This window comes from Paenibacillus plantarum (assembly GCF_013141695.1).
Lineage (GTDB): Bacteria > Bacillota > Bacilli > Paenibacillales > NBRC-103111 > Paenibacillus_E > Paenibacillus_E plantarum.
The window spans coordinates 140,117-161,822 of record NZ_WHNY01000040.1; the positions used below are offsets into that span (position 1 = coordinate 140,117).

The 21,706-nt window shown below is 45.2% G+C and carries 22 protein-coding genes; 4 read left to right on the forward strand and 18 right to left on the reverse strand.

What is annotated here, in order from left to right:
- Positions 1–53: 53 nt before the first annotated feature.
- The 4 genes from GC096_RS12815 to GC096_RS12830 form a co-directional block, all read right to left on the reverse strand.
- Entirely contained in the window at positions 54–836 is a 783-nt protein-coding gene (locus GC096_RS12815; RefSeq protein ID WP_171630614.1) for an alpha/beta fold hydrolase, read from the reverse strand.
- 90 nt (positions 837–926) lie between these two features.
- Positions 927–1,103 (reverse strand): hypothetical protein, encoded by a 177-nt coding sequence (locus tag GC096_RS12820; protein WP_171630615.1) that lies wholly within the window; start codon positions 1,101–1,103, stop codon positions 927–929.
- Between the two features lie 133 nt (positions 1,104–1,236).
- On the reverse strand, positions 1,237–2,142 hold the full coding sequence (locus tag GC096_RS12825) for an S-layer homology domain-containing protein (RefSeq protein WP_171630616.1): 906 nt from the start codon (positions 2,140–2,142) through the stop codon (positions 1,237–1,239).
- A 102-nt stretch (positions 2,143–2,244) separates the two neighbouring features.
- A complete protein-coding gene (locus tag GC096_RS12830; RefSeq protein ID WP_171630617.1) occupies positions 2,245–3,798 on the reverse strand; it encodes an SAM-dependent methyltransferase in 1,554 nt (517 codons plus the stop codon).
- A 93-nt stretch (positions 3,799–3,891) separates the two neighbouring features.
- Here GC096_RS12830 and GC096_RS12835 point away from each other — a divergent pair, with 93 nt between their 5' ends.
- Positions 3,892–4,770 carry an alpha/beta fold hydrolase gene (locus GC096_RS12835; protein WP_246302729.1) on the forward strand — a complete coding sequence of 293 codons (879 nt, stop codon included), beginning with the start codon at positions 3,892–3,894 and terminating at the stop codon, positions 4,768–4,770.
- A 10-nt stretch (positions 4,771–4,780) separates the two neighbouring features.
- On the opposite strand, the gene GC096_RS12840 is transcribed toward GC096_RS12835, so the two are convergent.
- From GC096_RS12840 to GC096_RS12865, 6 genes are all read right to left on the reverse strand, one after another.
- Positions 4,781–6,154 carry a PDZ domain-containing protein gene (locus tag GC096_RS12840; RefSeq protein WP_171630618.1) on the reverse strand — a complete coding sequence of 458 codons (1,374 nt, stop codon included), beginning with the start codon at positions 6,152–6,154 and terminating at the stop codon, positions 4,781–4,783.
- Between the two features lie 30 nt (positions 6,155–6,184).
- Positions 6,185–6,946 (reverse strand): phosphoribosylformimino-5-aminoimidazole carboxamide ribotide isomerase, encoded by a 762-nt coding sequence (gene hisA, locus GC096_RS12845; RefSeq protein WP_171630619.1) that lies wholly within the window; start codon positions 6,944–6,946, stop codon positions 6,185–6,187.
- A gap of 417 nt (positions 6,947–7,363) precedes the next feature.
- A complete protein-coding gene (locus GC096_RS12850) occupies positions 7,364–7,843 on the reverse strand; it encodes a hypothetical protein (protein ID WP_171630620.1) in 480 nt (159 codons plus the stop codon).
- Between the two features lie 15 nt (positions 7,844–7,858).
- Positions 7,859–8,167, reverse strand: a complete 309-nt coding sequence (locus tag GC096_RS12855; RefSeq protein WP_056621264.1) for a hypothetical protein — start codon at positions 8,165–8,167, stop codon at positions 7,859–7,861.
- A 228-nt stretch (positions 8,168–8,395) separates the two neighbouring features.
- Positions 8,396–8,587: a hypothetical protein gene (locus GC096_RS12860; RefSeq protein WP_171630621.1), complete on the reverse strand. Its 192-nt coding sequence runs from the start codon at positions 8,585–8,587 to the stop codon at positions 8,396–8,398.
- A 56-nt stretch (positions 8,588–8,643) separates the two neighbouring features.
- A complete protein-coding gene (locus GC096_RS12865; protein ID WP_171630622.1) occupies positions 8,644–9,693 on the reverse strand; it encodes a YheC/YheD family protein in 1,050 nt (349 codons plus the stop codon).
- A 178-nt stretch (positions 9,694–9,871) separates the two neighbouring features.
- Here GC096_RS12865 and GC096_RS12870 point away from each other — a divergent pair, with 178 nt between their 5' ends.
- Complete coding sequence (locus GC096_RS12870; RefSeq protein WP_171630623.1) at positions 9,872–10,234, forward strand: hypothetical protein; 363 nt, start codon at positions 9,872–9,874, stop codon at positions 10,232–10,234.
- Positions 10,235–10,273: 39 nt separating this feature from the next.
- On the forward strand, positions 10,274–11,179 hold the full coding sequence (locus tag GC096_RS12875) for a YitT family protein (RefSeq protein WP_171630624.1): 906 nt from the start codon (positions 10,274–10,276) through the stop codon (positions 11,177–11,179).
- A gap of 417 nt (positions 11,180–11,596) precedes the next feature.
- Here GC096_RS12875 and GC096_RS12880 read toward each other — a convergent pair whose 3' ends face one another.
- Together GC096_RS12880 and GC096_RS12885 are read right to left on the reverse strand one after the other, a co-directional pair.
- The gene (locus tag GC096_RS12880) at positions 11,597–12,631 is read right to left on the reverse strand and encodes a Gfo/Idh/MocA family protein (protein ID WP_171630625.1); all 1,035 of its coding nucleotides are present in this window, start codon (positions 12,629–12,631) and stop codon (positions 11,597–11,599) included.
- A gap of 147 nt (positions 12,632–12,778) precedes the next feature.
- Positions 12,779–13,042 (reverse strand): HPr family phosphocarrier protein, encoded by a 264-nt coding sequence (locus tag GC096_RS12885; RefSeq protein WP_056621252.1) that lies wholly within the window; start codon positions 13,040–13,042, stop codon positions 12,779–12,781.
- A 211-nt stretch (positions 13,043–13,253) separates the two neighbouring features.
- On the opposite strand from GC096_RS12885, the gene GC096_RS12890 reads away from it, so the two are divergent.
- Positions 13,254–14,144, forward strand: a complete 891-nt coding sequence (locus tag GC096_RS12890) for a cation diffusion facilitator family transporter (protein WP_171630626.1) — start codon at positions 13,254–13,256, stop codon at positions 14,142–14,144.
- A 402-nt stretch (positions 14,145–14,546) separates the two neighbouring features.
- Here GC096_RS12890 and thrS read toward each other — a convergent pair whose 3' ends face one another.
- The 6 genes from thrS to GC096_RS12920 form a co-directional block, all read right to left on the reverse strand.
- Positions 14,547–16,466, reverse strand: a complete 1,920-nt coding sequence (thrS, locus tag GC096_RS12895) for a threonine--tRNA ligase (protein WP_171630627.1) — start codon at positions 16,464–16,466, stop codon at positions 14,547–14,549.
- 385 nt (positions 16,467–16,851) lie between these two features.
- On the reverse strand, positions 16,852–17,739 hold the full coding sequence (locus tag GC096_RS12900) for a multicopper oxidase family protein (RefSeq protein WP_171630628.1): 888 nt from the start codon (positions 17,737–17,739) through the stop codon (positions 16,852–16,854).
- 71 nt (positions 17,740–17,810) lie between these two features.
- Positions 17,811–18,794, reverse strand: coding sequence for a peptide-methionine (R)-S-oxide reductase MsrB (gene msrB, locus GC096_RS12905; protein WP_171630629.1), 984 nt, complete (start codon positions 18,792–18,794; stop codon positions 17,811–17,813).
- A gap of 120 nt (positions 18,795–18,914) precedes the next feature.
- Positions 18,915–19,847 (reverse strand): manganese-dependent inorganic pyrophosphatase, encoded by a 933-nt coding sequence (locus GC096_RS12910; RefSeq protein ID WP_171630630.1) that lies wholly within the window; start codon positions 19,845–19,847, stop codon positions 18,915–18,917.
- Between the two features lie 166 nt (positions 19,848–20,013).
- Positions 20,014–20,775, reverse strand: coding sequence for a polysaccharide deacetylase family protein (locus GC096_RS12915; RefSeq protein WP_216626108.1), 762 nt, complete (start codon positions 20,773–20,775; stop codon positions 20,014–20,016).
- Positions 20,776–21,121: 346 nt separating this feature from the next.
- A complete protein-coding gene (locus GC096_RS12920; RefSeq protein ID WP_171630631.1) occupies positions 21,122–21,667 on the reverse strand; it encodes a DUF1697 domain-containing protein in 546 nt (181 codons plus the stop codon).
- Between the last annotated feature and the right edge of the window lie 39 nt (positions 21,668–21,706).

A 21,706-nucleotide genomic window follows, 5' to 3' on the forward strand; every position in this document is an offset into this window, starting at 1 on the left:
GCCTCCCATTAGGGAAGCTATATCTCATATGCCATTGCTGATCATACTCAGCATCAACCAATAAATTGTGTAAGTACGTAATTAAAGCGATCTCTTTCCTCCCAGAATGCGCCATGTCCGCTGTAATGAAAAGGGACAAGCTGCGAATTTGGAATTCGTTTATTTACCTCGACCGCTTGTTGATAGGGAATCACTTGGTCATGTATACCGTGAACAATTAATGTAGGTGCTCCAATTCGGCTTAGATCAGCTGCCACATTCTCATCTCTCAGCAAACGAATGACTGCCGCGGTGGACCAGCTGGCCGCTTGTAAGCCCATTTGAAAGAACCAATCCGAGAATCGCTCCGTGATATATTGAAAGAAGAACGAATCCGTTACATGTTGCAGCATATTTGGACGATCGTTGGCATTCTCTTGCAAAAACTTTGCTGCCGTTTCATTCGTAAAACCCGTTGGTGCAGCGGCATCAATCAGTACGAGCTTCGTTACTCCCTGGCCGTGATATCTGGCCATATAACGGATCGCGATAGCGCCGCCTGTTGAGTGACCCGCAAGTGTAATACCTTCCAGCTTTAACGACTGAATCACGGCATGCAGGTCATCGGCAAGACGATCGTACGTATAGCCGTCCATCGGTTTATCCGATTGACCGAATCCACGCCAATCCATACCGATACAGCGGTAACCCTGTCCTGGGAGCACATTAAATTGATACTCAAATTGTGTATGTGACAAAGGCCACCCATGTATAAACAGGATGGTCTTCGTCCCTTTTGGATTGACATCTTCGATAAATAATTTCACACCATTTTCAACTTGAACATAGTATCCCACGTTTGACGCCTCCGCTATGGAAATCACTTCTGTCCAATACGATATTCAACTAGGCAAATATCGGTGTCAATGGGTTTAAACTAGCGAGCACTATTCCACTTTTTGATGGTTCGTATAGACACCAATGACAGATAACAAGGCAGCGACACCATTGGCAATGGCATTCGCAGTCTCGTCCGTAATGATATTCATACCAAATGCGTCCAAAATTAATTTGGCCGCACCTAACAAGCCTAATGCTAACGTGTAATAGTTGACTGTTTTCATATCTCTCACCACCCGTCTATTGGAGGATGCTATATCCTATGTGAGAGAGTACGAGCTTGTACAGTCCGAATACAGGGTGGTAAAAGCACAAAAAAAATGCCGCCATCCTCAACGGATAACAGCATGTAACCTATTATTTCAGTTCGCTAGCTTCGGCCTTTACTACATACTTCGAAGACACATACGTCTCAGCCTTTGCCTCCGTCATCACTTGTGCATACATCATGTCAGGTTGTGGCTCTATCAACGAATACTTCACGACCGCTTGACCACCAGGCTCAAACTGGATGCTATCGATGCTAATGCCATAGCCAGGATTCGGCTTCGTACCTCTGGAAAGGGTTACTTTGTTCACATCATCGTTCACTTTTTCAACCGATACCGTAACCTCTTCTACTTGTGGTGGTTTCTGCACATGCGCCTCTAGCACACGAATGGCATTATATAGCCAAGTCGCGGCTTCTCCTCTTGTTAGTTCACTTTTGGGATTAAATTTGCCATTCCCATCCAGCGCCGTAATTTTATACAACAGTAATCGTTGAATGGTGCCTTGATAATCCACGTTAAGCTGATCTTCATCTTTAATTGGGATATACATTTTCACCAGTGGAAATTGACCCTTGGTTTCAAGCGCTTTAACCAATAGATTCCCGAATTGCTCGCGAGTAATCGTGGCATTCGGATTCACATCCTTCGGGATGTCCAAGTTGTGGTAATGCGCAATAATGAATGCATCCGCATACCAAGCATCATTCGGGATATTCGAAAAACTATCGGATGCCAAAGGTTGCTTAATGAATCGCAAATGATCCAAGTTAAGGTTTAGACCTTTGACAATCATTTGGACGCTTTGTGCATAGCTGATTTTACCCTTTGGCACAAAATGCTCGTTATCAAAACCACTAACAATGCCTCGATCTTTCAGCGCTAGAACCGCAGTTGCTTGTCCCTCTTCTAAGTCTGAGAACGCATAAGCGGAACCAAATGTCAAACTACTGCCTAGCAGAAGGGTTAAACTTAATGCTGCTATTTTTTTCATGCTAGTGCTCCTTTCATTTTCGGTTGGTATTTAACACCTTATCGGTTATGGATACTTTCCTAACGTCAGGAGCACGCAGATTGTTGCAGCTTATGCCATTTGTTAACTCAATGAAAGTAATAATTCCCGTAAGGCAATCGCTTCCTCATGCTCTGGGGATTGGGAAAGCGTACGATCTACATACCGTTTAGCTGCATCATCTTGTCCCAATTCGTAGTAGCACACCGCCATCTCATAGAGGACAGTCACATCATTCGCAAGCTTTGGCTGTGTACGCTCGAAGTAAGGGATTGCGTCCTGATACATGTCCATTTGATACATGAGAATCCCACAAGCGAGGGCAACATCCGTGTTCCCGTCCATTGGATAATAATGTGCCCACATGTGATCAATTCCTTGCTGAAGCGCGATCCATTCATGGTCTTTACCATCTGGAATCAGGTCAATCAGACGTTTCGTACTGGGCAGTAGGAACTGAGTATCGTAGCCACTCAAGCGCCACAAGGCTAACAGCTGAGGCATCGTCTTCTGCTCCAATTGAGCGTCGAAGGCTTCCTTTAGATTGAAAAAGTCATCAGGACCAAATCGCTCCACAAACCTATCATACGCTAATCTCGTAAGACCATACTCGTGAGGTTCAGAAAGATTGAGCATACAACCGATGTTTAAGTAGGTATAGGGATGCTTCGTGAATAGTGCTTTGGCCCCCTGAGCTTCGCACACATAGCTAATCGCATGATAATTCGCCGTTAATGAGATGCTTCCGTGATGGATAAGTTTCGGTGGCTCGTTAAATTCCCAGCTTTCTAAGCGATGATCTCCTTTATCAGCGGTGAGCAGCAAGAAACCTTCCTGAGATAAGGCTTTCAATCGGTGTAAACATGCCAAACTTACTTCAGGCAAAAGAATATGTGAATCTGAAATATGCTGACGATATACATCTAATAGCTCACGATAAGGGTAGGACTTGTCATCATACATGTGCTCCCGTTGATAATGATAGCTCCCTATGACCTCTTTCAACTGCTGGGAAACGCTCAGTTCATGTGCACCTTCTGGAAATTGCAAGGATATCCGGCAATCATACACTTGTTTGTCTTCAATATAAATTAATTCCTGTGGCAAGCTGTCAAAAAAGTAATTCGCCAAAATGACTAACGGCTGCGCCAGATCACCCGATCTAATGCGTTCACCCGTATGCAGTAAATAAATCTCTTTATCCTGTACAGCATCGAATTTGGCAAAGTCCAATACGCCTTGCTCCACAAATGGTGTTAAGCAAGTTTGCTGCCGCCAGAACGCTATATTTTTCTCAGCCAAATCACTCATCACGTATCGAAACGGGGGCAGTGATATTCTAGCCAATTGTGTAAGCTTCGTTAACTCTTGTAACACATAAAAAGCAAATTGACCTGAACCCGCTCCAAGTTCGAGGATTGTTACACATGCTGTCAGCTGTCCCATTCTAGCTCGATCCTGCAAGAAACCAAAAATCATTTCCGCATAAGAAATGGCCATTACCCGATTGCTTGTTATGTATTGCGGCACTTCTCCGCTCTGCCAAGCCTCAATCCCTTGTTCCTCATAATAAGCACGCTGCAGCTCCCAAATAGGTGCTTCACTAAATCTGTACATATTCTGCTCCATATGAGCCATTCACGGACCAACTTCCCTTCGAATTCAAATTCTTAGCGCACATTCCGCATCTGGGCATATAGTATATCATCACTAGGCGAGAGGAAGACCACAATGACTTATTTGAACGAAAATTATCAGAATCCTGGCCCCTCATGGCCATACCCTTATCCATCCAATCCCATGCCTGCGAACTGGCCCTATATGCCAACCCCTTGGATCCAAGAAGATGATTCCTCTTATCGTGCCAAAGAACAGCCGCTTACCTTCGTGCTTGTTCATGGTTCCTGGGCGGATGCCAGCTTCTGGGCAGGCGTTGCGGCTGAGCTAAGTAAAAAAGGCCATACCGTCTTCGTCCCTGAATTTCCAGGACACGGTGCTGACCCAAATAAAAATGTGACCCATGGGATGATAAGTAAATCAGTCGCGGACTTCATCATCTCGCATAAATTGCATAACGTCGTCCTTGTTGGCCATAGTTTTGGAGGGTCAGTGATCCAAAAAGTAGCGGAGCTAGTCCCCGATCGCTTGAAGCGACTCGTTTTTCTTAATGCTTTTGTCCTCAAAGATGGCGAAATGCTTGCTGATGAGTTGCCACCTCAAGTCGTTGAACAATTTAAAAAGCTAGGCGCAAGTTCCAAAAACAATACGATTACGCTGCCTTTTGATTTTTTTAGAGAAGCCTTCACCAATCTGGCCAGTCTTAGCCAAGCCCAACAGATCTACAAAAAAGCTTTCCCCGAACCAGTAGGTCCTTTATTCGAGAAATTAGATCTGAAGAAATTTTATAGCCTTCCTATTCCCAAAAGCTACGTACACCTCATGGAAGATAATGTGATCCCGTTTGGCGATCCTAACTATGGGTGGCATCCCCACATGTCCAGCAGGCTCGGCCTTTTCCGATTCATACAACTCCATGGAGATCACATGACGACTGCGCATTATGAACCCAAGCTGGTTGCCAGCAAGCTATATGAAGCGGCTCGAGACTAACTCGAACGTATTAGGATGAACATGCAGGTGCACCCGCTTTGGGGTTAGCTTTTAACCAATTCAAAATATCGTCTAGCGTTCGCACGGGTACGATACGTAGATCACCGGCACCTTTTCTCGCATCTGCTTCATTAGATACAGGAACGAAAAATACATCCGCATTCGTACGGCTCACGGTATAGGCTTTCTGAACGAGCCCGCCAACAGGGCCGACTGAGCCATCTGGTTCAATCGTCCCAGTCCCTGCAACATGATGACCATACGTCACACCACAAGGTGTTAGCTGGTCTATTAACGTTAAAGCCAGCATCGCCCCGTGGGACGGTCCACCTTCATGCAACAAATAGCTATGATAGGTGACAAGATCAGGGATATCGTATCGAAGTTCATTCGCAATCATAATTCCGATGGATGCACGAGCTGGATCATCTGTACTTGCACGCGTGGCTACCGTCAACTCGACTTTCGCTTTATTCCGTAACACAGTCAATCGAATCGATTCGCCTGGTTTAATCACCTTCATTTGCTCACTAAGTTCCTGAGTCATGGTAATCGGCTGACCATTCAGCGCTGTGATGACGTCGCTTGGCTGCAGCACCTCTGCGGCTTTCGTATTTTGCAAAACGGCCGTAATCCGAACGCCTTCCGATAGAATGCCTTTGCCAATCCCCACTTTATGGAAAGCAATCGCACTACCAGCAGCATTCGCATCTTCCTTCATCGTACGGACTTCCTGATTATATTCGCCGAGCGACATCCCTAACGTTTCAATCTTTTCAAAGGTGTAATCTTTAAAAAGCTTCGCATACAACCAGTCCATTGGAAATGCTGGACGTTCGAAAATAAGAACACCCGAAATATCACCATGCTTGGAGCCGCCTTCGGCTTGCGCATACCGGTTCATATTGAGTGTGATCCCTGGATATGTCACCAGATATTGGGTTGGCCATAGCATCACAAGCAAGAGAACGAGTGTCACACCTAACACAATTATACTTTGGTGTGGCACCTTGCGTTTCTTTCTTTCGTGTAGGATGATATCCGTTGCAATAAGAAGGAGACTAAGGACCAACGCGGATGCTGAGAACTCCAACTTTTTGGGAATGGTAACCACGATAACAACACTCACTAAACATACGAAGGCAACTATACCGTGAAATACTTTCATCCTCCGTGTTTGTGACTGTGCAAGATGCAGGAGCGCTGCTACCATCCAGATCAAAGGAACAATGGCAATCGCGTAAATCAACCCATCAATAAGATCTATCCAATAAAAACGAGTCCCCCATCTTAATGGATCTGGCAGCCAGACCAGCTCGCCAATCATAATTAACAGGAGGATTATACCAATTCCCCATACATACAGCTTGTGCCAAAGTGCCATCGCACACATCCTTTTTGTGAAAAACTAACGCTACACGGGGTTGCTTAACTGCTCCACAACTTCATCATACGAGAGTTTCCCACCGAAAATATCAAGGGCACTGCCTACCGTAATATCTAATTTCCCTTGGGAAAGCTGTCTAAATAATGCCAAATCTTCAAATGATCTAGCACCGCCTGCATACGTAGTCGGAATCGTAACCCACGCCGCCAAAGAACTTACCAGACTTTGTTGGATGCCGCTCTGCTTCCCTTCCACATCAACCGCATGGATGAGAAATTCATCGCAATATTGCTCAAAGAACGCTATCGTCTCTTGATTCAATTCCACATCACTTAACTGTTTCCATTGATTCGTTGCCACATACCATTTGCCATCTTTTTCTTTACAGCTAAGATCAATAACTAATTTCTCTTTACCAATCGCCTCAACGATCTGTGTAAGATTATCCATATTCAGCTGTCCATCGCGGAAAATATAAGACGTCACAATGACATGTGATGCCCCTTGCTCCAGATAAAAGCTAGCGTTCTCCGCTTGAATGCCGCCGCCGATTTGCAGTCCCCCTGGATAAGCTGCAAGTGCTTTTATCGCTTCTTCTTTGTTCCCATCGCCAAGCATAATCACATGCCCGCCGGTTAAACGATCTCTTTTGAACATATTCGCATAATAGGTGGAGTCATACGAAGACACGAAATTCTCAACAACAGCTTGCCCTTCGCCACCCAGAGTTTCACCGACAATTTGTTTCACTTTTCCATTATGTAGATCGATACATGGTCTAAATTTCATGACGTTATGTTTCCCCTTTGACATTCGTAGTCCTTGAACGATTTTCCATTCATTATACCATAAAATAGCTGCTTAAACTGGATTCGAGTATTGATGAAAGCTGCCGTGCGGCAGCCCGCGGCTACACTTGCCTTGCGCACAATTTTTGTGCGCTAGCGTGCGGTGCCCGCGGTTTCGCTGACCTTGCGCACAATTTTTGTGCGCTAGCGTGCGGCAGCACGCGGTTTCGCTGACCTTGCGCACAATTTTTGTGCACTAGCGTGCGGTGGCACGCGGCCTCGCTTGCCTTGCGCACAATTTTTGTGCGCTAGCGTGCGACAGCCCGCGGTTTCGCTTGCCTTGCGCACGGTGCCTGCGGCTTCATGGCCCACTCTAAATCACAAAAAAAAGCCCTCCAAGGAGGGCACTCATACACGCTTACTTCTTATCGAAGCCTTCTTCTTCCAAATACTCTTGTACTTCTTCGTATGTCTCAAAGGCACAATCGAGGTTTTCTCCTGCGTAGATATACCATAAATCTTCCACGAAAGTTACACTCAATGTGTTGCCATCTTCATCCACCCAAATCTCTTCTTGAAGGTCTTGAACCTCTTCGACCTTCGGAATCTTAGGACTACCGCCACGAGTTAAAGACTGTATCGACTTCGCAATGATCTCACGAAGCTCGTCTTCACTATAATCCCGAATGTTAATTAAACCTTTGGCATCCACCGTACAACCTGGGATGTATTCGGCATACACGAATCCATTTCCATTCGGGTGAAGATGATAAAGAACTGTAGTCTTCTCATAGTCACTTTCTAGATAATGAAAATTAATTCGTCCCAGTGAAACATCCTTACGCGCAAGTTCCGGGAAGGATGTTGCTATTGCTAACTTTTCGTCTAAACTAAGCATACAAGCCCCCGTAACTTAATCAATCACTTGAATTTTAAACACGTTCTCAAGCTTGCCGTCCGCTCTTTTCTTCAGAGGCACTTTAATATCTCTCCCGAGCTCTTTGAAAAAAGTCTCAACATCACATTGTACATTCGAAAGAACAACTTTAAATGAACCATCTTGGACGATATTCTGATTTGCTTCAGCAGGCACCGTAATATCAACTGCGTACTTCTTCGTTAACGTGTTAATATAACGACTAAAAATTTCAATGAGCTCCTCATTATTGAAATTTTCAATTACCACTTTGCCCTTGTTTGTAAAATTTAAATGAACGTTCACCTTTAAATGTCCCCTTTTCCTGTACACCCTGTATTTGCTTGTGGGTAAAAGCCTACATCGAACGAATAATGCTTCACTTCTATTTTACTTGTTTATAGGGGTATGAAGCAACACCAAAGCCAAATTCATTTTCTGTACACAAAAAGAAGCAGGTATTTCCCTGCCTCTACGGGTATTGCTTCTATACTAATTATGCCACATTTACCTAATTTCTACGCACAAATGGCACTAAGCTTTTTCCGAAATTCGCCTAATTCGCGTCTGAAGACGATTAATCGAGATGATTCGAAATTCGCCAAACGTTAGGATACGTTGACGAACAACTTCGGGAAAGGTTGGATGATACACTTCCAAACGGTCGTCAAGCTCGTTATACCATGGTAATAAATTCATTTTAATGACGAGAACACGCTCACTCACATCCCCACTCCACCTTTTCCACGCAGGTTTACTAAATGATTTGCGTCTTATTGGACTCATTTGCTCAATAAAAATTTGGCATAAAGCATCGGTGTTTCATAAGTACGATAAAAAGTCTTGTTCAAATTCAAATGTTTATATTGATACCGTTGATCTCGGCCATTCACTTCGATTAACCATATCGCACCTTGATGATCAATCCCTATATCCATTCCCACATCCGAGATCGATGGAATTTGTATACTCAAGCTTTCTGCGATTAGAATCGCTGCTTCTTCAACCTGTTTTCTTTTTACCACAGGGTCAAAGCCGTTGCTTAGGAACAACTTTTCACAACGAACAGCCTCTCCACCCTTTGCCAAATTCGTGACATGGCGGCCAACAGCAGCGACCTTCCCAGCAATCCCCGTAACTCCCCATTGTCCTTTATCACCACGTTGTACCGATACCCTTAAGTCATAAGGGCGTCCTTCATACATGGAAAGTGGAATCGCTTTTTGAATCAAATAGCGTTGGCTATTAACTTTCCCATCTATAAAATCAATTGTTTGCTGTTGGGCAAGTTGCCTTGGTAATTGATTACTCCACCAGACTTGCCATACGCCATCTGGCATCGCAGCAACCTTTATTATCCCTTTCCCCACAGAGCTATTGGTAGGCTTTACAAAAAAAGAGTCCTCTCGGTTCATCGCTTTTACCAGATTTTCACGTGAATACTTCACGGTATGAGGAAGAAATACAGAACTATTCGCACTCGCACGCAACAATCGATGTATATGAAGCTTATCATGTCTATTTTGACCATTAAAAACTTGGCTTATCTTGGCAATGGCTTTTAATTTCTTAAGCGAAGTTGGGGAAAGCGTCATCGCTCGATTGTGAATTACCTTTGGGATCGGCAACCGTTTCAATGTGTAATTCTTATTCTCAAAACACAAGCCCAGCGCTGACTTTGTATTTACATGCTTTAAGCACATGTAGAAAGGCGTCATTCCAAGCTCAACGGCCGCTTGATTATAGTAGTCGATATGCTCATATCCAGTTTGATTCCGAAGGATGCCGAGATAGGTTTTAAGATCTAGGAGTATGCCGATCACATTACTCACAATTACACCTCTCCTGCTTGGGTTCATCCTACTATTGTATGCAGAATTGGCATAAATGGTCCAAATTCAACGAAGGAAATCGTGAGAACGGGTTTATCACACTCGGAGTTTGACTCAATGGAAATGAAGTGCTACAATTCAAGCAAATTTGGATTCATATTGTCTGGAGGGGATGGTTGTGAACCCTTTAACACGCAGATGCTGTTGGACAATCATGGTCTGGCTGATTCTCGGACTTTTCGTCTTCCCATTAACACCCCCAATATCCAATCATGCTGCAGCCGATACCGATGTTCTCATTTCAGCCAGTACCACTCAGGTCTTGACTAGTCAACAGCAACCGCCTACTAAGGAAATCATTCATGTTTACGAAAATCAAATTCATTTGCATGACCAGTTTCACAAGCACTATGAAATGACCGTTTTTGTTGTATTCATCGTTTTTTTGACAAATTTAATATGGAAAAAGCTGAAAGTTATTCTACTTGCTTTCCTCAAATTCACCTCACGTTATACGGGCCTCATTCCTTCTTACTCATAAGTAACGAAATTGAATGATTGAGGAAAAGAGGAAACTTTCATGGCTAATTCACAAGCTCAAGCTCAAGCAAATGCACATGCACATGCACAACATCAAAAATTGACACGATTGAAATTCGCACGCAGAATCCTTTTTATGATCATTGGTGCCGCGCTCGTATCCATTGGATTAGAAACTTTCTTAGTTCCAAACCATATTATTGATGGTGGTATTGTAGGGATTTCCATCATTGCATCACATTTATCTGGCTTCCCACTCGGTATATTTCTAGTTCTGCTCAACCTGCCTTTCGTCTTACTCGGATATAAGCAAATTGGCAAAACCTTTGCAATATCAACAACCTTCTCGGTTATTGTCATGTCGATTGGCACATCTTTACTTCACCCTGTTAAAGCCATCACCATGGATCCTTTGTTAGCTGCTGTATTCGGCGGGATTATCCTTGGGATTGGCGTCGGGCTCGTTATTCGATCAGGAGGATCGCTAGACGGCACGGAAATTGTAGCTATTTTATTTAGTAAAAAGAGTGCCTTTTCAGTAGGCGAAATTGTCATGTTCTTCAATCTGTTCATTCTTGCCAGCGCAGGCTTTGTCTTCGGTTGGGATCGTGCGATGTATTCTCTGATTGCCTATTTTATTGCTTATAAAATGATTGATATCACGATTGAAGGTCTTGACCAATCCAAATCCGTTTGGATTATCAGCGATGAATATGTGAAAATTGGGGATTCCATTACAAATCGACTAGGTCGGGGAGTCACGTACCTCAATGGCGAAGGCGCTTTTACAGGTGATGACAAAAAGGTTATCTTCAGCGTCATCACACGGCTCGAAGAAGCGAAACTCAAATCCATTGTCGACGACTTGGATCCCAAAGCCTTCCTAGCCATCGGGAATATCCATGATGTTAAGGGTGGACGCTTTAAGAAGAAAGATATTCATTAATCGGGGATTCGCTGCTAATTGTGCTTAGCGTTGGCGAATAACCTCTAACCAGAGTTTAAAAATTAGAGCGAAAAATCAGAGCGTAAACCTTTGAGCGCCACTTCCAGATGCACGTCGTAGCGAATAACTACATTTCATACAGCTAATTTCACACATATCTTGCGAAAATAACAAATAAATGGATTTCATGTAGCTAATTAGCCTCGATTTCTTCAAAAGCGTCGAAATTGGCATAATTAGCTGTAAGAAATCCATCTAATGTGTTTTTTCAGCTGGATGGAGTGAAATTAGCTGTATTTTTTCCATTTAGTAGGGTGAAATGGAAATGGAAGTAGACCTGCTACACACAGAAAAGCCAACAATCCCACACGTAGTGTGAATTGTTGGCTTTTTTATCATGCTTCGCAGTTACGCTGCTCAGCTCCAATACGAGCGCAGGTCGACCTTCTGGCCTCGCTTCGCACTGTCCAGCGCGCCCAATACCATCGCCATGCTCTTGATATTGTCGCGGCAGTCGGTCTCCGCGCGGCGGCCTTCGGCCAGCGCCGCGAACATCTCGTCCAAGCAGCCGGCATGGCCGCTGCGGCCAGACCAGTTCACGTCCGCGTCCACGCGCGTGAACTCGCGAAGGAACTTGCCGTCTTGCGTGCCGGCAGCGACAACCTCCGCGTACGGAGCTCCCGCTCCGTCCCACAGAGCGGTGCCCTGCTCGCCCGTCACGCGCCAATCCGCCTCCCAGGAGGTTGGCGCACCTTCCGCGCACCAGGAGCCGCGGTAGCAGAACACAGAGCCGTCTGACATCTCGTAGATGCAGATCGCGGAGGCATTCCCGGCATACCAGGAGCCGGGAGGGTTAAATTCTTGGCAGTACACCGAAACGGGGTCTGCCCCTGTAAGAAAACGAGCCTGATCAAACGTGTGGATCGCCATATCTAGAATGAGCGGACTTTCCATCGCATCGCGAAAGCCCCCAAAATGCGGCCCCAGAAAGAAGTCCGCACCAACATAACCTACACGACCAATCGTTCCGGATTGGATCAGCTCGCGAAAGGCGCGAATATTCGCGTCATACCGCCGATTTTGCATAACAGCCAATGACTTTCCTGCTTCATCTGTTATCAGGATAAGCTCCCTAGCCTCGTCCATCGTAGCTGCCATCGGTTTCTCCCCGAGCACATCACACCCATTGCGAAGCGCAGTGCTTGCAACTTGGAAGTGACTCGCTGGGATCGTAATATCCAGTACCAGATTGGCCTCATTGTCACGAATAGCTGCTTCAACATCCGTATACACACCACAAGATAGCCCATGACGCTCCGCCATCGCTTGCGCGAACTCCGTTTTAATATCAACAAGTGCTACAATTTCGCACTCATGTCTTTGTTTCATGTTTTCAACCCATACATTGGCCATACCACCACACCCAACAATAACCACGCGATAGCTACTCATCGATAAATGACCTCCAACAGCCTTTACTAGCGTGTCTCCACACCGCTTATATCTGCTATTCTACCTCTTTTATCATGTCAACGCGCTATCCAATCTTGTCATAAAACAATGCAATTCTGCACTCTGAAAGCGCATACGAACAAGCAGTTAACAAAAGATCCGAAATAAATCAAAAATAAAATGCATAGCCTCTTCCTCATCTTTTCCTCTCGTGAGTAAACGCAGTGTAGTACCTGCCTTGATGGGGACTAGCAGCATGCCTAATACACTTTTCACATCAACCTTATGATGCTTATCATCAAACTGAAAGTCGAGCGTGACATCTGAAATAAAATGAGATGATTTCACAGAAATACCAGATAAATCGCTTCGCTCTAAATCTTTTGTAATCTTAAATTCATGTACGCGCATGCCACTCGACTTCCTTTCCAAGACATTTGGAGGTTTGTGATTTCTCATTATGTGTGGTATTATACAAAGATATTTGTGAAAAGTGAAGTGTTGAATATGCCATTTATTGATAGTTTACTAGATTTATTTAAAAATATCAGCCCAATCCCCCGACCTTAGGTCGAGGGATTTTTTTTCCTTCGGGAAACACTTCTGCAGGAGGTCATCATTCATGCACGTCGACAACAAGTCATCGGTTTGGGCCATTTGGCTCTCCCTCATCAGTAACATTTTATTAACGATTATCAAAATTATTATCGGTCTTATCTTTAACAGTGAAGTACTCATGGCAGACGGCGTCCATAACGCAGGGGACATTATTGCAACCATTGCCGCACTAAGTGCCATGCGGATTTCCAAACTCCCAGCGGATGACGATCATCCCTATGGCCACGGCAAAGCAGAGGTTCTTGGCTCGGGATTCGTTGCATTCATTCTTGTAACAGCTGCACTTTATATCGGATACCATGCAGTAGCGGCTTTATTCCATGAACCGAGTGCTCCAAGTCTAATCGCCTTAATCGCTTCAGCAGTTTCTGTGGTATGGAAATATCTTCTGTATGTATACACCATGCGGATCGGACGTAGTACGAACAGCAAAAGCTTAATTGCGACAGCTCATGATCATATAGCCGATGTGTATGCTTCGCTTGCAGCTGTTGTAGGGATTGGCTTAGCTTTCATTGGCAAAGCTTATGACATTTACTGGTTAGCCTATGGCGATGCAGCGGCGGGAGTTATTGTATCTCTCCTAGTTTTGAAACTAGGCATCGAAATGGCCAAAGAATCCTTTGATATTCTCATGGAAAAAACCGTCGATCAACACATGCTTTCGCAATATACGGCGTTGATCGAAGCGGTTCCTGGTGTAAAACGTATTGATCGTGTTCGTGCGAGAGAGCACGGACATTATATTCTAGTAGACGCTCGAATTTCAGTTCCTGGCGAACTGACCATCCAACAAGGGCATGACATCTCACGTATCATCAAGAAATCCATCATGGATCAGCATAGTGACGTAGATGAAGTTCTGATCCATTTGAATCCATGGTACGAAAACTAATCTCGTTGTTCAGAATGAGCAGGCGGGAGACAGACTAAGGACGTGTACATGCGACGTGGGCTCGTGATCCCACCTTTCACCGGTGTTAGTGGAGTTTCGAGGGGCAGTCGCCTCTCGAAATTTCTATTAACTGTAAAATGTACAGCTATTTATGCAAAATCCCCCCGATAACTCGATTTAACTGTAAAATATGATGTTAAAACTGCCTATTTTATTCAAATCGACCAAATGGTTAAATTTAACTGTAGGTTTTCCATTTATTCTGTTTTTGATCGCAAATTCAAAGAATTTAACTACATAAAATCCATCTATTTGCCTAGAACAAAGGAGATTTACGCAACCTCCATCCGACCAACTAACCAACTAACCATACTGACTCAGCAATAAGTACTTCATTCGACCTTACTGCTTCGCTGCAATCTCTGACTTGATTTGCTCCTTAATCTCCGGCAGTGATCTTATTCCAAGATCACCCTCTCCCCGTTTTCTGATGGAGACACTGCCGGAGATTTGTTCTTTTTCACCAAGGATGAACATGTACATGACTTTGTCTAGCTGGGCTTCGCGAATTTTATATCCTAATTTCTCAGCCCGCGCATCCACTTCTACGCGTATGCCTGCCTCTTCAAGCGATTTTTTCACTTGGAAAGCATAGTCCACATAGCGATCAGAAACTGGCAGCAGTTTCACTTGGACAGGTGCCAGCCACAACGGGAAAGCTCCAGCATAATGCTCCGTTAAAATCCCGATGAAACGGTCAATCGAACCATATACGGCTCGATGAATGACGACTGGCCGATGCTTGAGACTATCATCCCCGATATACGTTAAATCGAACTTTTCGGGCATTTGGAAATCCAATTGGATCGTTCCGCACTGCCAGCTCCGCTTCAAAGCATCGAGGATGTGAAAATCGATTTTGGGCCCATAGAAAGCGCCATCCCCCTCATTAATGCGGTACGCGATCCCTCTTTTATCCAAAACATGCTGCAACGATTTCTCCGCTTGATCCCAGAGCTCACTTGAACCCATATAATCATCTGGTCTAGTCGAAAGCTCAATCCGATATTCGAAACCAAACACGTGATAGACATGCGAGATCAGCTCAATGACTCGGCCGATTTCATCCTCAATTTGTTCTGGCAAAACGAAGAGATGGGCATCATCCTGACAAAAAGTGCGCACACGCATCATCCCATTCAGCGCTCCCGAAAACTCATGACGATGGACCTGACCAAATTCCGCAAGGCGAATCGGTAATTCCCTGTAGGAGTGTAGGTGTAGGCTATTTTTATAAATCAACATGTGGCCTGGGCAATTCATCGGTTTCAGCGCAAACTTCGTATCATCTACATTCGTAAAGTACATATTGTCTTTATAATGATCCCAATGCCCTGATTCCTCCCACATGCGATTATTCATCATCAGAGGTGTGCGCACTTCGTCATATTCTCTAAGGCGCTGCAGTTCTCGAGCGAAGTTCTCAAGTTCGTTGCGCAGAATCATCCCCTTCGGCAAATAAAAAGGCATACCCGGCGCTTCTTCCGAGAACATAAAGAGTTCAAGCTCTTTCCCAAGCTTACGATGGTCACGTTTCTTCGCTTCTTCGAGTCTATGAAGATGGTCATCGAGCTGCGCTTTTTTCAGAAATGCTGTGCCATAAATCCGTTGCAACATAGAGTTCTTCGCATCACCACGCCAATACGCCCCTGCTACATGGAGCAGTTTAAAAGCTTTAATCCGTCCAGTTGAAGGGAGATGAGGACCTCGGCATAGGTCGAAGAATTCCCCTTGGTCATAGATCGAAATCAGCACGTCCGCTGGCAAATCTCGGATAAGCTCAAGTTTATAGGACTCATTTAACTTTGCAAAAATGTCCAATGCTTCCTCTCGGCCGACGACTCGTCTAGTAATCGGAATGTTCTCCTGAATGATTTGACTCATCACGTCTTCAATCGCTCTTAGATCATCACTTGATAATGGTTTCTCAATATCGATATCATAGTAGAAACCATCCTGAATAACAGGTCCAATACCAAGCTTAATGGCCTGAACGCCATAGATACGTTTAAGTGCTTGTGCTAGTACATGTGCTGTGGTATGACGATAAACCTCTAACCCCTGCTCACTTTCCAAAGTGACGATTTCGATGTGGCTATCCGCTTCAATTTGTTGCTGTAAATCGGCCAATTGGCCGTTCATTTTGCCCGCGATGGCTTGCTTTCTCAGCCCTACACTAATCGATTCAGCAACTTGTTCAATCGTCGTGCCTTGTACGTACCTCCTACTAGTTCCATCTGGCAAAATTACTTCAATATCCATGCCTTCCTTCCTCCTTTTCCTTATTTTTGTGAACGCAAAAAAACGCATCTCTCCCAGAAAGGGACGAGTGCGTTCAGCTCGTGGTTCCACCCTAATTCGACTCCCATCGTGCAAGTCCTTATTAGTATCCGGTAGCGAGGATAAATCGGTGTCACTTATTTCCATGCGTTACTTCGCAGTGGGTTCAGCGTCACAGCTACAAAGGGGTAATTTTCAACCGGCAACAGGAGAAGATTTCAGCTAGTACTTCTCTCTCTGGGCAGTTCGTGATGAAAATCATGTCTTTGATCATAACTTCATATGTGATTATGGAACTCATAATACCTACTCAAGCAGGTCAACGTCAAGGGGCATCCGAGGATAAAATAATTATAGCCATTCTCTCCTACACATACTGAACGACCGTGAACATGCCACCTGTCGGCTTCGTCATGTTATTCGATGTATGATGCGGCATATGACAATGAAGCGGCCAAACGCCAGGATTATGCGCTGAAAATTCAATATCGGTGGTGACTCCGCTAGGCACTAGTATCGTGTTGCGCAGTTCTCTATTGAAATGAGGTATCGTGTTCCCATCTGCTGCTGCCACCCAGAACTGATGTCCATGAAAATGGATGGGATGCGCATTCATCCCGATATTCCCAAAGCGAATGCGCACTTCCTCTCCATAACGGACGGGTAACGGAGTTGTATGTGGAAAGCAGCGACCGTTCATCGTAAAAAAGTTAAAACCATCCGACATCGTATCCAGCTCAAATTGCCCCGTCTTCACCACGCCTTTTTCCATCCCTTTTAAGTGAAACTCTTGCAGCATAATGAAATAATCGCGCTGGGCACTGTATTCATAGGGATCCTCAATGATAAAGCCTCCACCTAAGCCCATTAACTCTTGAAAAGCAGCGTCAACATGGGTGTGATACATATGTGTACCTGGTGGATTAACAATTTGAAAATGATAGTCAAAAAACTTTCCTTGTTCGATATAAGGCGAAGGTTCAACGGCCGGCACCCCGTCCATGCGATTCGGCACATCGAGCCCATGCCAGTGCACACTTGTAGCTTCCGGCAGCCGATTGTGGACACGAATTGTCACCCAATCACCGGGAAACACACGAATCGTCGGCCCTGGGATGCTGCCGTTGTAGCCCCACCCTTTCATGAACACGCCTGGGAGAATTTCTTGCACAACTGGCTCAGCGACCAGCTCAAAAAACTTCACTCCCTGCACAATGACACAGCTAAGATCTCGCAGATCCGGTGATACGACCATGGCAACTCCCTCCGTTTCAACGCGCCATAGTTAAATGTATGCGGGAACGGTTGAGACTTACCAGTATAGCCTTACTTCTGGTCGAAGAATCGAAGATAAGCGCCGTAGCCTTCCTTCTCCATGTCAGCCAGTGGAATGAATCGCAATGAAGCTGAATTGATGCAATAACGAAGACCATTTGGACCTGGACCATCATTAAAAACGTGACCCAAATGCGAATCCGCCTCTGTGCTTCGTACTTCTGTACGGATCATAAAGTGACTTGTATCCGTTACTTCTTTCACATGTCCTTCGAATAAGGGCTGTGTGAAACTTGGCCAGCCGCAGCCTGAATCGAATTTATCATAAGAGGTAAATAAGGGCTCTCCTGAAACGATATCCACGTAGAGACCTTTTTCTTTGTGGTCATGGAATTCATTTTGGAAAGGACGCTCAGTCGCATTATTCTGGGTTACCTCAAATTGCAGAGGTGTGAGTGCTTTCTTGCGCTCTTCTTTATCCTTCGCTGTGTTCCAAAATTGGGAGATATACGCATCGCGTCCTGAACCTTTACGGTAGGCTTTGTAGTGAGACGGATTTTTGTGATGATAATCTTGATGATACTCTTCCCCTGGATAAAATGCTTCCGCATCAATCCGCTCGATTTCCGTCACAATTGGACGATCGAATCGACCGCTGTTCTGCAGCGCTTGTTTGGACGCCTCAGCTTTAGCGAACTGCTCATCGCTATGGGCAAATATCGCCGTACGATACGATGATCCCCTATCGTGAAATTGTCCGCCAGCATCGGTCGGATCAATTTGACGCCAGTACGTTTCAAGCAATTTGTCATAAGGGTACAATTCAGGATCGAATGTGATTTGCACAGCTTCCGCATGCCCCGTTGTCTCGGAACAAACTTCTTTATACGTCGGATTGGTCGTGTGTCCACCGATATATCCGGAAACAACAGAAATAATGCCTGGCAGTGACTCGAAAGGCGTCACCATACACCAGAAACAACCTCCTGCAAACGTCGCTTTATCTAAATGAACTTCATGGATGTGATTTGTCATGTTTATTGCCACCTCTTTCTCAAAGTATCCTCTTATCATACCAAAAGTTTTCGGTATAACCAAAAAACACCGTTCATCGGGATGAACGGTGCTCAATTATTGCCGATTTTACCATATATCCTACAGGTTGTTGAAAATGTCTGTAAGCACAGGTACGATTTGTGATTTACGCGAAACAACGCCTTTAAGTACAGCTTTGTTATCTACTAGAGAAACGTTGTATGCTTTCTCAACTGCGTCCGCTTTACGTCCAAGAGCAAGACCTACGGAGTCATTGTTCAAAATGTCCGTAACAACGAACAAGAACAAGTCTAGGTTTTTCTCAGCGATAATCGCTTGAAGCGCCGTTTCGATTTCAGCTTGCCCAGAAAGAACATCGTTCACATCAACCGCGTTGACTTGTGCGATTTCAGCTTTATAGCTGCCCATTTGGAATTCTTTGGCATCCAAAGAAATCAACTGTGCAACCGTTTTGTCGCTAAGATCCGCGCCTGCTTTCAGCATGTTCAGACCATACACTTCAGCGTCTACACCAGCGATGGCAGCTAGCTCACGTGCAGCAGCAACGTCTTGCTCCGTGCAAGTTGGAGATTTGAATAGCAAAGAATCAGAAATGATAGCAGAAAGCATCAAACCAGCGATGTCAGCATCGATGGAAACACCGTTTTCTTTGTACAATTTATTTAAAATCGTTGCTGTACAACCAACCGGCTCTGCGCGGTAGTAAAGCGGGTGGCTCGTCTCGAAATTAGCAATACGGTGGTGGTCAATGACTTCCACTACACGTACTTGATCGATGTCGCTAGCGCTTTGTTGGCGCTCAACGTGGTCAACCAAGATGACATTTGCTGCTTCGTTCGCAACAGTTTGAACTTCACGTGGAGCTGCAACTTTAAACGTATCAAGTGCAAATTGCGTTTCGCCGTTAATGGAACCTAGACGAACTGCTTCTACTTCTTGTCCTAATTTTGTTTTCAGTGCTGCATAAGCAATTGCGGATGTGATTGAATCAGTGTCCGGATTTTTATGTCCGAAAATAAGTGTTTTTGACATTGTACGACTCCTTAAACGACACATTTTAGTGAGAGTGCTTATCATCTCTATATACGATTATACTCAAAAATTCGGGTAAATCCACTATTAAACGCGTAGTGTTCATAAATCCACTTGAAATGCTTGGTAATATCGACACAAAAGCAAGGGATATACCAAATCTCGCTTACGAGGTCGTCGCTTCGGTTACTTGCTGCACCCAGTCTTCGAATGGTTTTTGGCTGTCTACGACAATGCGATGCAGCTTCAGCGGGGGTTGATCCGACGAAGCCCAGCCCTCTAAGGTCGTGAAAGCATAGCGAAATTTAGCCTTTCGTAAAATACTTAACGTTGTGCGGTTGAACTCGCCGTACGGGTAAGCGAACGTATTCGCTGATTTCCCCAGCTCTTGCTCAATCTGGGTGCGCGCAGCGAGTATCTCCTCGCGCTGCGCTTTTTTGCTGAGCATGGGCAGATGAGGGTGCGTCACGGTGTGTGACGCAATATCCCAACCTGCTGCGCTCAGCTGTTTGATTTGTGGCCAGGTAAGGTAACCTGGCGTATTGACAAGGCCCGTCGACACGTACAGCGTCGCCGGAAAGCCGTGTTGCTGGAGGATGGGCAACGCCACCTCCGCGTTATTGGCATAGCCGTCATCGAACGTGAGCAGCACGGGGTGAGCCGGTGACGGCATTTTGTTTGTGATGACGCTGGCGAATTCGGCCAGTGTCATCGGGGTGTAGTGATGCGCGGCCAAATAGTCCATTTGGCGCACGAATGTATCGGGGTGGAGCACGTACGTGTTCCCCGGGGCCACCCCGATGCTGTGGTAGTTCAGCACGGGAATGGCGACCCCGTGCTTAGCCTTCGCCGGCGTGGCGAAGCACGCCAGGAGGATGCCCGCGAGCAGCAACGCTGCGCGGGCTTTCTTATTCTTCCAAAGGTTCATCTTAGGTCGCCTACCTCTATATGAACATGAATGTTCACTGATTGATCTCCTAAGCCTCCCCCATCAACCCTGCGAATATGCAAAAAATCCCAAGTACTTAAGCTACTTATCAACACTTTATCACTGGTGATAACGTTAGCGATGTACTGGGAGCTGCGTTAGTCCGATATTTTCGAATTAAAACGAAGGGTACTAGTAAAAAATGACCATTAGTCCGATTCCGCCGAACTATTTGGCCATTTTCCCCGCGCGAGGGTCTCCCTAACTCGATTTCTTCGACTTAGGGAGGCGCAGTTCGCCATTCGGAGCCCTGTAAATCGATTTTTTCGACTTACACAGCCATACCTCAGCCTTCCCCCGCCAACTGAATCAACTTATTCACCGTCTCCCAATTTCGAGTGGTCGCAGCCATACCAAGCTTCTTCTCGATAAAGTTGTTGCTGAATTTGGAGTCGCCGTAGTTTTTGCGAATGAGCAGATATACGGTCAATCCCTTGACGTGATACTCGTCAACTTCACTCTGCGCAGCATCTAACTTAGCAAGCCCCGCATCCGTCGGAACTTGCGATAAGAAGGTAACGTATCTTTGCTCATTCGCATCCACATTCACAGTCGGATAGGGTGTGTCTTGTACCACCTCTTGCAGCTCCGCAGGGGTTCGAATGATGACCGGAATATCAAACGTCAGCTGTTCCTTCAACTCATGTACGATCCGATCTCGAAGGGTCGCAGCATCTGCTTCTTCAGCATCAAAAATCACGTTCCCACTCTGAATATAGGTACTCACATTCGTAAATGCCATAGATTCGAAGAGCTGCCTAAGCCTGTCCATTTTAATAATTTTCTGACCACTTACATTAATTCCACGCAGCATAGCGACGTATCGCGCCATAGATTTCCCTCCCTAATCACTCATTCTACTCACCAATTC

What these genes read in the sequence shown, in the direction of transcription:
- GC096_RS12875 (WP_171630624.1), top strand. Translation starts at nt 10,274, where the DNA reads ATGGCTAATTCACAAGCTCAAGCTCAAGCAAATGCACATGCACATGCA.
- GC096_RS12850 (WP_171630620.1), bottom strand. Translation starts at nt 7,843, where the DNA reads ATGCTTAGTTTAGACGAAAAGTTAGCAATAGCAACATCCTTCCCGGAA.
- thrS (WP_171630627.1), bottom strand. Translation starts at nt 16,466, where the DNA reads ATGGATATTGAAGTAATTTTGCCAGATGGAACTAGTAGGAGGTACGTA.
- hisA (WP_171630619.1), bottom strand. Translation starts at nt 6,946, where the DNA reads ATGAAATTTAGACCATGTATCGATCTACATAATGGAAAAGTGAAACAA.
- GC096_RS12825 (WP_171630616.1), bottom strand. Translation starts at nt 2,142, where the DNA reads ATGAAAAAAATAGCAGCATTAAGTTTAACCCTTCTGCTAGGCAGTAGT.
- GC096_RS12890 (WP_171630626.1), top strand. Translation starts at nt 13,254, where the DNA reads ATGCACGTCGACAACAAGTCATCGGTTTGGGCCATTTGGCTCTCCCTC.
- GC096_RS12880 (WP_171630625.1), bottom strand. Translation starts at nt 12,631, where the DNA reads ATGAGTAGCTATCGCGTGGTTATTGTTGGGTGTGGTGGTATGGCCAAT.
- GC096_RS12885 (WP_056621252.1), bottom strand. Translation starts at nt 13,042, where the DNA reads ATGCGCGTACATGAATTTAAGATTACAAAAGATTTAGAGCGAAGCGAT.
- GC096_RS12920 (WP_171630631.1), bottom strand. Translation starts at nt 21,667, where the DNA reads ATGGCGCGATACGTCGCTATGCTGCGTGGAATTAATGTAAGTGGTCAG.
- GC096_RS12835 (WP_246302729.1), top strand. Translation starts at nt 3,892, where the DNA reads ATGACTTATTTGAACGAAAATTATCAGAATCCTGGCCCCTCATGGCCA.
- GC096_RS12820 (WP_171630615.1), bottom strand. Translation starts at nt 1,103, where the DNA reads ATGAAAACAGTCAACTATTACACGTTAGCATTAGGCTTGTTAGGTGCG.
- GC096_RS12840 (WP_171630618.1), bottom strand. Translation starts at nt 6,154, where the DNA reads ATGGCACTTTGGCACAAGCTGTATGTATGGGGAATTGGTATAATCCTC.
- GC096_RS12910 (WP_171630630.1), bottom strand. Translation starts at nt 19,847, where the DNA reads ATGTCAAAAACACTTATTTTCGGACATAAAAATCCGGACACTGATTCA.
- GC096_RS12900 (WP_171630628.1), bottom strand. Translation starts at nt 17,739, where the DNA reads ATGGTCGTATCACCGGATCTGCGAGATCTTAGCTGTGTCATTGTGCAG.
- GC096_RS12915 (WP_216626108.1), bottom strand. Translation starts at nt 20,775, where the DNA reads ATGAACCTTTGGAAGAATAAGAAAGCCCGCGCAGCGTTGCTGCTCGCG.
- GC096_RS12830 (WP_171630617.1), bottom strand. Translation starts at nt 3,798, where the DNA reads ATGGCTCATATGGAGCAGAATATGTACAGATTTAGTGAAGCACCTATT.
- msrB (WP_171630629.1), bottom strand. Translation starts at nt 18,794, where the DNA reads ATGACAAATCACATCCATGAAGTTCATTTAGATAAAGCGACGTTTGCA.